An 11,431-nucleotide genomic window follows, 5' to 3' on the forward strand; every position below is an offset into this window, starting at 1 on the left:
GGCCGCGCTTACAGTTCGATTTCCATGCCGTCGTAGGCGGAGACGATGTCCAGCGGCGCTTCGCCGGTGATCTCGGCATAGCGCCGCGTCTCGGCCAGCACGCGGGCTATTTGCGCGTCGTCGTAGATAGGCTCGTGGTGGAACAGGCAAAGCTGGTGCACGCCCGCCAGCTGGCACAGCTCCACGCCGACCACGTTGCTGGAGTGGCCCCAGTCGGCCTTGACCGAAATCGAATCGGCCAGCGAGTACATGGCGTCGAAGATCACCAGGTCGGCGTCGCGGAAGAAGTCGACGAAGGCCACGCGTTCGGCGGCGTTATCGAGCTTGTGTTCGGAGTCGGTGCTGTAGACCATGGCCTTGCCGCCGTGCTCAAGGCGGTAGCCGTAGGAATCGCCCGCGTGCAGCTGCAGCTTGGCGGTGATGGTCACGTCGTGCAGCTGCAGCGGCACGCCGGGCTCCATCTGCACGAACTCGATGGCCGCGCCCAGCTGGTGGAAGCCGACCGGGAAGCTGATCGGTTCCTGCTGGCGGCGGAGCGCCGTCTCCAGCTCCTGGTGGCAGCCGTAGATGACGATGCGGTTGCCCGGTATGTAGGCCGGCGTGAAGAACGGGAAGCCCATGATGTGGTCCCAGTGCAGATGGGACATGAACACATGGTAGGTCTGCGGCTTGGCCGGGCCGTAGCGCGCCAGCTTGGCGCCGGCCAGCGCGCGCACGCCCGAGCCCAGGTCCAGGATGATGTGCTCGTAGACCGAGTCCGGATCCCAGACCTCCACTTCCACGCAGCTGGAATTGCCGCCGTAGGTGCCGCGCACCTCGAAGCCCAAATCGTTGTCGATGTACGACGCCACCTTTTCCGGCGTATCGAGCCCGCGGCCGATGGCGCCTTCGAGCGCCGTCACCAGCTTGGCGCGGATCTGCTTGTGGTTCAGCGCCACCGGCAGCGAGCCGCGCGCGCCCCAGATGCGCGCCTTCATGAGGCGCCGCCGACTGCCGCCAGCGCCGCTGCGCGGTCCGGGAAGATTTCAAACAGCATGTCGAAGCGGCTGATGGTGAACACCTCCAGCACCAGCGGCTGCAAGGCCGCCAGCACCATGCGCCCGCCCTGCGCCTTGACCTGCTTGATCGCCACCATCAAGGCGCGCAGGCCTATGCTGCTGATGTAATTGACGCCGCTGAAATCGATCACCAGCGCCGCGCCATCCTTGGTACAGTCGCGCAGGTGCGGGTCCAGCGCGAGTTTGAAGGCATCGGCATGGGTATGATCGATGCGCCCTGCGGGGCTCAGCACCAGAGTGCGGCCCGATTGCTGCGGCTGAAGTTCCATAGTGATGGCCTGTACGCTGTGCTGGGGAAGAAAGCGAAAGTAGCGTTTTATTCTGGTTTTTTTCATTTTTACATCTTTTTGTGCAAGAAGCAATTCCGCGAAGAATCTCCACCCCATGATATTCTTCGGCCTCGACGCTATCAGGGAGAACGCACATGTCGCCAGTCGACAAATTTTTCAAGCTCACTGAGCACGGCAGCAACGTCCGCACCGAAGTCGTAGCGGGCATCACCACCTTCCTGACGATGGCTTACATCATCTTCGTCAACCCGGCCATCCTGGGCGACGCCGGCGTGCCGAAGGACGCCGTGTTCGTCGCCACCTGCCTGGCGGCCGCGCTGGGCACCGTCATCATGGGCCTGTACGCCAACTACCCGATCGGCATGGCGCCGGGCATGGGCCTGAACGCCTATTTCGCCTACGCCGTGGTGCTGGGCATGGGCGTGCCCTGGCAGTCGGCGCTGGGCGCCGTGTTCATTTCCGGATGCCTGTTCATCCTGGTCAGCGTGTTCAAGGTGCGGGAATTGATCGTCAACGGCATACCACACTCGCTGCGGGTCGCCATCACCGTGGGCCTGGGCCTGTTCCTGGCGCTGATCGCCATGAAGAGCGCCGGCCTGGTGGTCGCCAGCCCGGAGACGCTGGTGCGCGTGGGCGACATGCACAAGCCGCAAACCATCATGGCCATCTTCGGCTTCCTGCTGATCGTCACGCTGGACCGCCTGCGCGTGCCGGGCGCGCTGCTGATCGGCATCGTGGTGGTGACGGTCATGAGCTTCTTCTTCGGTGGCAATACCTTCCACGGCTTCATGTCGCTGCCGCCATCGCTGGCGCCGACCTTGTTCCAGTTCGACCTGAAAGGCGCGGCCTCGCTGGGCTTGTTCAATGTGGTGCTGGTGTTCTTCCTGGTCGAGCTGTTCGATGCGACCGGCACGCTTATGGGCGTGGCCAGCCGTGGCGGCCTGCTGGTCGACGGCAAGATGAAGCGTCTGAACAAGGCGCTGCTGGCCGACAGCTGCGCCATCGTGGCCGGCTCCGTGTTGGGCACTTCCAGCACCACGGCCTACCTGGAAAGCGCGGCCGGCGTGCAGGCCGGCGGCCGTACCGGCCTGACCGCATTGGTGGTGGCGCTGCTGTTCCTGGCGGCGCTGTTCTTCGCCCCGATCGCCGGCGTGGTGCCGGCCTACGCCACCGCGCCGGCCTTGCTGTTCGTCGCCTGCCTGATGCTGCGCGACCTGGTCGACGTCGACTGGAGCGACACCACCGAGAGCGTGCCGGCGGCCATTACCGCGCTGGTGATACCGTTCACCTACTCCATCGCCCACGGCATCGCCTTCGGCTTCATCACCTACGCCGGCCTCAAGCTGCTGACCGGCCAGGCGCGCCAGGTCAAGCCGGTGGTGTGGGTCATCGCCGCGCTGTTCCTGTTCAAGTACACCTACCTGAAGGGCTGAGTTCAGCCGGCCGCGGTCCGCTGCGGGGATGCCACCAGCGATGGCATCTCCCGCACCGCCAGTATCCCCACCACGTTGTTGAGCCGCATGCGGCACAGCGTCAGCGGTTCCTCATCCTCCGCCGCCAGCCGGATCTGCACGTCCATGCCCTGCGGATGCAAGGTGGTGCGCAGGCTGCGCAGCTCCAGTCCCAGTCGGCGCACAATCGCCAGCACGGCTTCCAGCGTGGCGATGGGGGCGTCCTGTTCGACGCAAAATCGGTAGCTTTTTTGTGTGGTATTCATGCAACCAGAATATCCGCGAAGCTGCAAAATAGGCTTCCTTGTTTTGCTCGATTATGGGCCTACGCCAGTAGATTCTTCCATCCGCTGTAAAATATGAGGAATATTCATCTTTTACAGGTAAATCGCATGGAAATCGACGAACTCGACCGCAAGATCTTGCGCGAACTGCGCCGCGACGGCCGCCTCAGCAACACCAAGCTGGCGGAGAAAGTCGGCCTGTCCACCACGCCGTGCTGGAACCGCGTGCGGGCGCTGGAGGACGGCGGCATGATCGAAGGCTACACCGCCCTGCTCAGCCAGACGGCGCTGGGCTACCCGGACACGGTGATCATCGAAGTCACGCTGGACCGCCATGACGACGACATCTTCGAGAAATTCGGCCAGGCGCTGGCCGACTTGCCGGAAGTGATGGAAGCCTACCTGCTGACCGGCGAGTACGACTACCTGATCAAGGTGGCGGTGGCCGGCACGGCGGGCTACGAGGAGTTCCTGCGCCGCAAGCTGTACAAGCTGCCCGGCCTGCGCCACAGCCGTTCGACCTTCGTGCTGCGCTGCCTGAAACGCGCCCATTCGGTCGAGCCGTGAAAACCATATAAATAGTTAACATTATTAACTGCTCAATACCTAAATAAGACACTCCGGTCAATATTCTTGCCCTTTTATTTTTTCAATAGTAAATTAAAAAACAGAAAATTTAATAAAAGGGGAAGCACGATGCGAATTGCAAAATTTCCTGCATTAGCGATATTGACCATCCTTTCATCTCCGGCGCTCGCCGTCGACAGCAGTTTCAGCGGATTCGCGCAATTGACCGTCGGCCGGGTTTTAAGCGGCAGCGCTTCCGGCCCCACTCCCTATCAATTGAATGCCCAGCCGGGATACAGCTACCAGTGTCCCTGCTTTGCCGGCAATTATGAATATGCCGGCGTGTACGAATACCACAAGACCGATCTCAAACCCGAATCGCTGGCCGGGGTGCAGGGCAATTTCAAATTCACGCCGGAGCTGTCGGCCACGGTGCAGGTGGTCGCGCGCGGCGCCGACAGCTCGGTCAACGCCGACTGGGCCTACGGCAGCTACAAGATATCGGAAAACCTGACCCTGCAGGCCGGCCGCAAGCGGCTGCCGCTGTACTACTACTCGGACTACATGTACGTCGGCTACGCCTACCCCTGGGTGCGGCCGTCGCAGGACTTGTACGCCTGGCAGATCTACTCCTACGACGGCGCCAACCTGCTGTACACCAACAACGTCGGCGACTGGACCTACACCGCCAACGCCTGGGTGGGCCGCCGCAAGAGCACCGACAACGAACTGCTCGGCAACCTGTACTACGGCAGCCGCATCGATGAAAGCTGGAAGAAAATGGTGGGCGGCTACATCGACGCCAGCAACGACATCTTCAGCGTACGCGGCGTGTACATGCACACGGTGGTGGAGCGCTATGCCGTCGTCAACGGCGTGCGCTCGCTGGTCATGACCGGCCAGAACGGCGACTTCGTCAACGACGTCGGCCAGGCCTTCTATGGCATCTCGCTGAATATGGATTATAAAAACTGGCTGGTCCGCAGCGAGATTAACTATATCAACCGGCCGTCGGTCAAGAACACTTACACCGCCCAATCTTATTCAGGCGGATATAAGATGGATAAACACACATGGATGATTTCCTGGTCGCAATTCCAGGAGCGCGCCGAATATTGGCCGACCGGCACCGAGAAACACGCCACCACATCGCTCAGCTATCGCTGGGATTACACCACCTCCCAGGCCTTGAAGGTCCAATTCGACAAGATCAAGGACAAATCCAAATTCCAGTTCACCGGCGACGCCAACCTGCTGGCCGCTTCGTGGCAGATCGTCTTTTAATTCGGAGGGATTTTTATGCGCACAATTATCGTTCCGGCGGCCTTCGTCTGCGCCGCGCTCCTGAGCGCCACGGCGGCCAGCACCGAGATCGTGGTGGTGGTCAATCCCAAGAATCCGGCCAGCCGCATGTTCTCCGACCAGGCCTCACAGTTCTTCCTCGGCAAATCGAATATGTTCGTGCCGCTGGACCAGGCGGAAAAGTCGCCGATCCGGGCCGAGTTCTACCAAAAGCTGTCCGGCAAGGACGTTTCCCAGGTCAAGGCGGCCTGGGCCAAGATCATCTTCACCGGCAAGGGCGTGATGCCGGCCGAGCTGCATTCGACGGCCGAGGTCAAGAAAGCCATCGCCGCCGATGTCAACGCCATCGGCTACATCGAAAAATCCGCCGTGGACGACAGCGTCAAGGTGATCCTCACCCTGCCGTGATCGCAGCCCATCCTCTTATGTTGTCGACCGCACAGATAGCCCGCCGCAAAGGGGTCATTGTGCAGGTGCTCGAATAACTATAAAAGGATGAAACATGAACAAGCCCCTCAACATCGCAATGGCCATCGCCACGCTGACGCTGGCGTCGCAAGCCATGGCGCAAATCACGTTTTACGAGAATGACGGCTGGCGCGGCCGCACCTTCACCGCCAACCAGCAGGTACGCGACTTCACACGCAACGGCTTCAACGACCGCGCCTCTTCCGTCGTGGTCGACCGCGGCCAGTGGGAAGTCTGCGACGACGCCAACTTCCGCGGCAACTGCATGGTGCTGCGCCGCGGCAGCTACGAGTCGCTGCGCGGCATGGGCATGAACGACCGCATCTCGTCGGTGCGCCCGGTGGGCAAGCGTAACAGCTACGCCAACGAAGCGCCGGCGCCGCTGCCGCAACCGACCTATGAATACCGCCGCCGCCCAAGCGAGCGCCTGGTCGAAGTGCCTGTCACCTCGGTACGCGCCGTGGTCGGCACGCCGGAACAGCGCTGCTGGGTCGAAAGCCAGCAAGTGGCCGAACCTGCCCGTAACGGCACCAACGTCGGCGGCGTCATCGCTGGCGCCCTGATCGGCGGCATCCTGGGGCACCAGGTTGGCGGCGGCACGGGTCGCGATGTGGCGACGGCCGGCGGCGCGGTGGCTGGTGCGGCCATCGGCAACAACATGGCCAACAACAGTGGCCAGCAAAGCTATGCGCGCGACGTGCGCCGCTGTGAAAACGTCAGCAATCCCAAGCCTGAATACTGGGATGTGACGTATAACTACCGGGGCCAGGAACATCGCGTGCAGATGAGCACGCCTCCAGGCCAGTCCATCGCCGTCAACAGCAATACCGGCGAACCACGCATGTAATGCTTGAATATTTGCCCGCATTTCAGGAATTCGCTGGGATGTGGGCAAACTAACAAGTATACTCAATGCCCTCCACGGGACGGCCTTGAGACTGCATGCGCAAACTACTACCCTATTCCTACTACGGCAGCGACCGCGACGAACAGCAACTGTTCTTCTCGGAGTTGCGGCCGGTCGCCATCATTTCCCAAAGCGTTGGCCTGCTGAGCTGGTTCGTGGCGGCGATGATGCTGGCGGCCAGCGGCCAGGCGCTGCAGGCTACCGTGCTGTTCGGCCTGCCGGGCATGCTGCTCAGCCTGCTCATCTCGCTGCGCGCCCCTTCCGTCAAGGCGCTGGTGGTCTCCGGCATCATCGGCACCACCTCCACAGCCTTCGCCTTCCGCCTGCTGACCGCCTATTGTCCCGACCCGACGTTCTGGGTGTTGCCGGTCGGCACCGTGCTGACCTTGTCGGCCGCCCCCATCTTCGGCGGCATGCTGAACTACATCGGCGCCGCCGTCGGCGTGTGGGCCATCCTTACCATCGGCAATTTCCCCGCCAGGCCGGGCGAGCTCAGCTTCAACCTGTCGCTGCTGGTCATGGGCAGCAGCTTCGCCATGGCGATCTATCTGCACGCCTACTTCCTCAACTTGCGCGTGCGCAGCCACAGCGCCCGGCGCGAGCTGGCGGAGATCGCCTACAAGGATGTCGTCACCGGCCTGTTCAACCGCCGCAAGTTCACGCTGGAGGCGCGCCGCGCGCAGCAACTGCCGTCGCAGCATCCGCTGTTCTTCCTGATGATAGACATCGACGACTTCAAGAAGATCAACGACACGCTGGGCCACGACGCCGGCGACGAAGTGCTGATCCACACGGCCGCCGTGATCGGCAGGCTGGGCATGGGCCATCTGTCGGGACGGCTGGGCGGCGAGGAATTCGGCGTGCTGTTCCACGGCGACGCGGCCGACGCGCTGGACTTCGCCGCCGCGCTGCTGGACGGCGTGCGCGCCGCCACCCATCCGCCGCGCACCGTCAGCATCGGCATCGCCGAATTCGACAAGGACAGCGACCTGTCGGTCAGCTACAAACGCGCCGACGAGGCGCTCTACCTCGCCAAGCGGCACGGCAAGAACCGCTACGTGCTGGCCGGCGCCATCCAGGCCGCCGCCTGACGCTTGCCTTTTGCAAGCGTTTGCCGAAAGCAACTTTAACGCCTCTTCTTTGATCTACATCAATTATTTTCTTGATGTAAATCGATACGCTTCATGCCATCGACAAATTAAATCGGCAAGGCGGCGACATGGAACACCCCCACTCCCTTACACTGCAGGCGGATCGACCGCCCTGCCCCTGGCAAGGCGCCGCCCAGCCCAACCACGAGCGGACGCCGGCGGCGCCGCAAGGCGCGCTGCCGCAAGCCTGCCATCACTTCGCCTGCGCCATCCTGGACGCACTGCCGGCGCAGGTGGTGGTGCTGGGACTGGACGGCACCATCCTGGCCATCAACGCAGCCTGGCGCAACTTTGCCCGCGACAACGCCGGCCACCTCGGGTGCGCCGACATCGGCAGCAATTATCTGGACGTGTGCCGCGCCGCCACCGGCGACGACGCCGACTGCGCGCTACGGGCCTGCGCCGGCATCGAACAGGTGCTCGCCGGCGACGCGCCCAGCTTCGAACTCGAATACGCCTGCCACACGCCGCGCCAGCAGCGCTGGTTCAGCATGAACGTCACTCCGCTCGGCTACGGCGCGGCCGGCGTGGTGATCACCCACAACGACATCACCGAACGCCGCCAGCACGAAGCCCGGCTGCGCATCGCCGCCATCGCCTTCGAATCCACCGAAGGCATGATGGTCACTGACGCCAACAGCAACATCGTGCAGGTCAATCACGCTTTCACCAACATCACCGGCTACGCCAGCGACGAGGTCATAGGGCGCCGCCCGAATATGCTCAGCTCGGGACGCCACGACGCCGCCTTCTACCAGGCCATGCACAAGGCGGTCGCCACCACCGGCACCTGGGAAGGCGAAATCTGGAACCGCCGCAAGAACGGCGAGATCTACCCCGAGCGCCTGCACATCGCCGCCGTCCGCGACGAGGACGGCCGCACCACCCACTACGTCGCGGCGCTGACCGACATCACGCTGAGCAAGGCGGCCAACGATGAGATCAAGAACCTGGCCTTCTACGATCCGCTGACCCGCCTGCCCAACCGCCGCCTGCTGATGGACCGGCTGCGCCAGGTGCTGGCCGCCAGCGCCCTGAGCGGCAGCTATGGCGCGCTGATGTTCATCGACCTGGACAACTTCAAGACGCTCAACGACACCCTCGGCCACAACACCGGCGACCTGCTGCTGCAACAGGTGGCGGCGCGCCTGCGCGCCTGCCTGCGCCAGGCCGACACCGTCGCGCGGCTGGGCGGCGACGAATTCGTGGTGCTGATCGACGGCATGAGCCGTCATGCGCTGGAGGCGGCGGCCCAGACCGAGGCGCTGGGCAGCAAGATCCTGGCGACGCTGAACCAGCCCTACCAGCTCGGCGCGCACCATTGCCACAGCACGCCCAGCATCGGCGCCACGCTGTTCCACGACGAGCAGCGCCAACAACCCGACGAGCTGCTGATGCAGGCCGACATCGCCATGTACCAGGCCAAGCAGGCCGGCCGCAACGGCATGCGCTTCTTCGATCAGCGCATGCAGGACACGCTCAGCGCCCGCGCCCACCTGGAGAACGAACTGCGGACCGCGTTCGACCACCAGCAGTTCGAGCTGTACTACCAGGGCCAGGTCGACGCCGGCGGCCGCGCCACCGGGGCCGAAGCCTTGATACGCTGGATCAAGCCTGACGGCAGTTCGATCTCGCCGGCGCAGTTCATCCCGCTGGCCGAGGAAACCGGACTGATACTGCTGCTGGGGGACTGGGTGCTGGAACAGGCGTGCAGGCAGCTGCGCGACTGGCAGCGCGACGCCGCCACGCGCGAACTGGTACTGTCGATCAATGTCAGCGCCAAGCAGTTCCGCCAAGCCGATTTCTGCGCCCGGGTGCGCAGCGCCATCGAGCGCTACGGCATCGTGCCCGCGCGCCTGAAACTGGAGCTGACCGAAGGCCTGCTGCTCGACAACATCGAAGACACCATCGCCAGCATGACCGCGCTGAAGGCGCTCGGCATCAAGTTCTCGCTCGACGATTTCGGCACCGGCTACTCCTCGCTGCAGTACCTGAAGCGGCTGCCGCTGGACCAGCTGAAGATCGACCAGTCATTTGTGCGCGACCTGGCCAGCGATGCCAACGACCAGGCCATCGTACTGACCATCATCGCCATGGCGCGCAGCCTGCGGCTCGATGTCATCGCCGAGGGCGTCGAGACGCCGGCCCAGCGCCAACTGCTCTCCGAGCTGGGCTGCGACGCCTACCAGGGCTATCTGTACTGCCGGCCGCTGCCGGCGCCGGCCTTCGATGGCTGGCTGGCCGCCGCGCCGGCCTTGACGGCGGCCGGCTGAACCGCGGCGGCCGTTACGCGGCGCGGCGCCGGCCCGATGTAGGCGGCGCCAGCGCCAGGACGGTTCCTGCGGCCGACGCCGCGCGTCCGATAGGGCGCACCCGGGCGCCGTGCGGCGCGCCGCTGGAAACCAGCTGGAAATGTCCGATCAACTCGCTGAGCAGGTCGGCCTGACGCCGCATGTTTTCCGCCGCAGCGGCGGCCTCCTCGACCACGGCGGCATTCTGCTGCGTGATCTCGTCGATCTGCACGATGGCCGCGTTGATCTGCTCGATGCCGCTGCTCTGCTCCTTGCTGGCCAGGCTGATGTCCGAAATATAGTGCTCCACCTTGTTGACCGAATCGACCACCCCGGCCATCACCTGCCCCGCATTGGCCGCCAACAATGCGCCGGATTCGACTTCATGCACTGAGCTCGCGATCAACTCCTTGATCTCCTTGGCCGCGGTGGCGGAACGGTGGGCCAGGTTGCGCACCTCGCTGGCGACCACCGCGAAGCCCCGGCCCTGTTCGCCAGCCCGCGCCGCCTCGACCGCTGCATTCAAGGCCAGGATATTGGTCTGGAAGGCGATGCCGTCGATCACGGCGGTGATGTCGGCGATCTTGCCCGAGCTTTGCTTGATCGACGACATGGTCGCCATCACCGCGTCCACCGCCGCACCGCCTTCGCCGGCAACCTTGGCCGCCGCCATCGCCAGCACATCGGCATCGCGCGCATTGGCGGCGTTTTGCCTGACGGTGCTGGTCATCTCCTCCATGGACGAAGCGGTTTCCTCCAGCGAGCCCGCCTGGCGCTCGGTGCGCGCCGACAGGTCGGCGTTGCCGCTGGCGATTTCCCGCGCCCCCTCGTTGACCACGCCGCTGGCCTCCTTGATCTGGCCGACCAGCAGCTTGAGATTGATTTGCAGCACGCGCAAAGCCTGCAGGCAGCTTGCCGCCTCGGCGCCGCCGCCGGCCACGATATGCTGCGACAAGTCGCCGCTGCCCATTTGCTCCAAGCCGGCACGCAATATCTTGAAAGGCGTCGTGGCCGCGGTCCGGACGGCAAGCAACAGCGCGCTGGCCATGCATAGTCCGGCGCCGCAGATGGCGCAGGCCGCCGCGGCGCCGCCTGCCAGCGCCGCCCACAACATCGCCAGCATCAGCGCCGCAACCAGGCCAAGCGCCAGGTTCAGTTTGCTCGCCAGCGACGCCGTGCGCCAGGCGGCCAACGCCGGCACGCCGGGCCGCGCCATCGCCACGCCCTCGCGGATGATCAGCCCGCGGTCGCCGTTCTTGATCGCCCGGTAGGCCTGCTCGGCGGCATCCACCTGGGCGCGCGACGGTTTGACGCGGATCGAGGTGTAGCCGACCACGCGGCCGTTCTCCAGATAAGGCGCGGCATTGGCCTCGACCCAGTAATGGTCGCCGTTCTTGCAGCGGTTCTTGACCAGGCCGGTCCAGGCGCGGCCGGCCTTGATCGTCTGCCAGAAGTCGGCGAAGGCCTCGGGCGGCATGTCGGGATGGCGCACGATATTCTGCGGCGCACCGATCAGCTCGGCCTCGGTGTAGCCGCTGACCTCGATGAAATCGTGATTGACGTAAGTGATCTTGCCTTGCAAATCCGTCTTAGAGACGATGGTCTGCGTCTCCTGCAAAACGTATTCGACATGAGTGACCGGCATATTGGTCCGCATTGCAA

At 64.0% G+C, this 11,431-nt stretch carries 11 protein-coding genes; 7 read left to right on the forward strand and 4 right to left on the reverse strand.

All coding sequences use genetic code 11. The annotated features are described in order from the left end of the window. Window positions 1-8 precede the first annotated feature (8 nt). Both DUGA2_RS02320 and DUGA2_RS02325 read right to left on the reverse strand, forming a co-directional pair. A complete protein-coding gene (locus DUGA2_RS02320; RefSeq protein ID WP_070266987.1) occupies window positions 9-977 on the reverse strand; it encodes an MBL fold metallo-hydrolase in 969 nt (322 codons plus the stop codon). After that, window positions 974-1,327, reverse strand: coding sequence for an STAS domain-containing protein (locus DUGA2_RS02325; protein ID WP_070266988.1), 354 nt, complete (start codon window positions 1,325-1,327; stop codon window positions 974-976). The genes DUGA2_RS02320 and DUGA2_RS02325 overlap by 4 nt, the downstream gene beginning before the upstream one ends. 155 nt (window positions 1,328-1,482) lie before the next feature. Between DUGA2_RS02325 and DUGA2_RS02330 the strand changes: the two genes are divergently transcribed. Next, window positions 1,483-2,781: an NCS2 family permease gene (locus DUGA2_RS02330; RefSeq protein ID WP_070266989.1), complete on the forward strand. Its 1,299-nt coding sequence runs from the start codon at window positions 1,483-1,485 to the stop codon at window positions 2,779-2,781. 2 nt (window positions 2,782-2,783) lie between these two features. Here DUGA2_RS02330 and DUGA2_RS02335 read toward each other — a convergent pair whose 3' ends face one another. Further along, the gene (locus DUGA2_RS02335) at window positions 2,784-3,065 is read right to left on the reverse strand and encodes a hypothetical protein (protein WP_070266990.1); all 282 of its coding nucleotides are present in this window, start codon (window positions 3,063-3,065) and stop codon (window positions 2,784-2,786) included. Between the two features lie 126 nt (window positions 3,066-3,191). On the opposite strand from DUGA2_RS02335, the gene DUGA2_RS02340 reads away from it, so the two are divergent. From DUGA2_RS02340 to DUGA2_RS02365, 6 genes are all read left to right on the forward strand, one after another. Continuing rightward, entirely contained in the window at window positions 3,192-3,650 is a 459-nt protein-coding gene (locus tag DUGA2_RS02340) for an Lrp/AsnC family transcriptional regulator (protein ID WP_008448759.1), read from the forward strand. Between the two features lie 342 nt (window positions 3,651-3,992). Continuing rightward, entirely contained in the window at window positions 3,993-4,934 is a 942-nt protein-coding gene (locus tag DUGA2_RS02345) for a hypothetical protein (protein ID WP_229214567.1), read from the forward strand. Window positions 4,935-4,949: 15 nt separating this feature from the next. Beyond that, the gene (locus tag DUGA2_RS02350; RefSeq protein WP_070266992.1) at window positions 4,950-5,360 is read left to right on the forward strand and encodes a hypothetical protein; all 411 of its coding nucleotides are present in this window, start codon (window positions 4,950-4,952) and stop codon (window positions 5,358-5,360) included. Between the two features lie 94 nt (window positions 5,361-5,454). Beyond that, window positions 5,455-6,267 carry a beta/gamma crystallin-related protein gene (locus DUGA2_RS34755; protein WP_070266993.1) on the forward strand — a complete coding sequence of 271 codons (813 nt, stop codon included), beginning with the start codon at window positions 5,455-5,457 and terminating at the stop codon, window positions 6,265-6,267. Window positions 6,268-6,362: 95 nt separating this feature from the next. Then, the gene (locus DUGA2_RS02360; RefSeq protein ID WP_070266994.1) at window positions 6,363-7,418 is read left to right on the forward strand and encodes a diguanylate cyclase; all 1,056 of its coding nucleotides are present in this window, start codon (window positions 6,363-6,365) and stop codon (window positions 7,416-7,418) included. A 128-nt stretch (window positions 7,419-7,546) separates the two neighbouring features. Further along, a complete protein-coding gene (locus DUGA2_RS02365; RefSeq protein WP_071658839.1) occupies window positions 7,547-9,751 on the forward strand; it encodes a bifunctional diguanylate cyclase/phosphodiesterase in 2,205 nt (734 codons plus the stop codon). A 13-nt stretch (window positions 9,752-9,764) separates the two neighbouring features. Here the strand turns inward: DUGA2_RS02365 and DUGA2_RS02370 are convergent, their stop codons facing one another. Continuing rightward, the gene (locus DUGA2_RS02370) at window positions 9,765-11,426 is read right to left on the reverse strand and encodes a PAS domain-containing methyl-accepting chemotaxis protein (protein ID WP_070266995.1); all 1,662 of its coding nucleotides are present in this window, start codon (window positions 11,424-11,426) and stop codon (window positions 9,765-9,767) included. Window positions 11,427-11,431 lie beyond the last annotated feature (5 nt).

This window comes from Duganella sp. HH101 (genome assembly GCF_001758795.1).
Taxonomy (GTDB): domain Bacteria; phylum Pseudomonadota; class Gammaproteobacteria; order Burkholderiales; family Burkholderiaceae_D; genus Rugamonas; species Rugamonas rivuli.

What these genes read in the sequence shown, in the direction of transcription:
- DUGA2_RS02365 (WP_071658839.1), top strand. Translation starts at nt 7,547, where the DNA reads ATGGAACACCCCCACTCCCTTACACTGCAGGCGGATCGACCGCCCTGC.
- DUGA2_RS02350 (WP_070266992.1), top strand. Translation starts at nt 4,950, where the DNA reads ATGCGCACAATTATCGTTCCGGCGGCCTTCGTCTGCGCCGCGCTCCTG.
- DUGA2_RS02340 (WP_008448759.1), top strand. Translation starts at nt 3,192, where the DNA reads ATGGAAATCGACGAACTCGACCGCAAGATCTTGCGCGAACTGCGCCGC.
- DUGA2_RS34755 (WP_070266993.1), top strand. Translation starts at nt 5,455, where the DNA reads ATGAACAAGCCCCTCAACATCGCAATGGCCATCGCCACGCTGACGCTG.
- DUGA2_RS02330 (WP_070266989.1), top strand. Translation starts at nt 1,483, where the DNA reads ATGTCGCCAGTCGACAAATTTTTCAAGCTCACTGAGCACGGCAGCAAC.
- DUGA2_RS02360 (WP_070266994.1), top strand. Translation starts at nt 6,363, where the DNA reads ATGCGCAAACTACTACCCTATTCCTACTACGGCAGCGACCGCGACGAA.
- DUGA2_RS02325 (WP_070266988.1), bottom strand. Translation starts at nt 1,327, where the DNA reads ATGGAACTTCAGCCGCAGCAATCGGGCCGCACTCTGGTGCTGAGCCCC.
- DUGA2_RS02335 (WP_070266990.1), bottom strand. Translation starts at nt 3,065, where the DNA reads ATGAATACCACACAAAAAAGCTACCGATTTTGCGTCGAACAGGACGCC.
- DUGA2_RS02320 (WP_070266987.1), bottom strand. Translation starts at nt 977, where the DNA reads ATGAAGGCGCGCATCTGGGGCGCGCGCGGCTCGCTGCCGGTGGCGCTG.
- DUGA2_RS02370 (WP_070266995.1), bottom strand. Translation starts at nt 11,426, where the DNA reads ATGCGGACCAATATGCCGGTCACTCATGTCGAATACGTTTTGCAGGAG.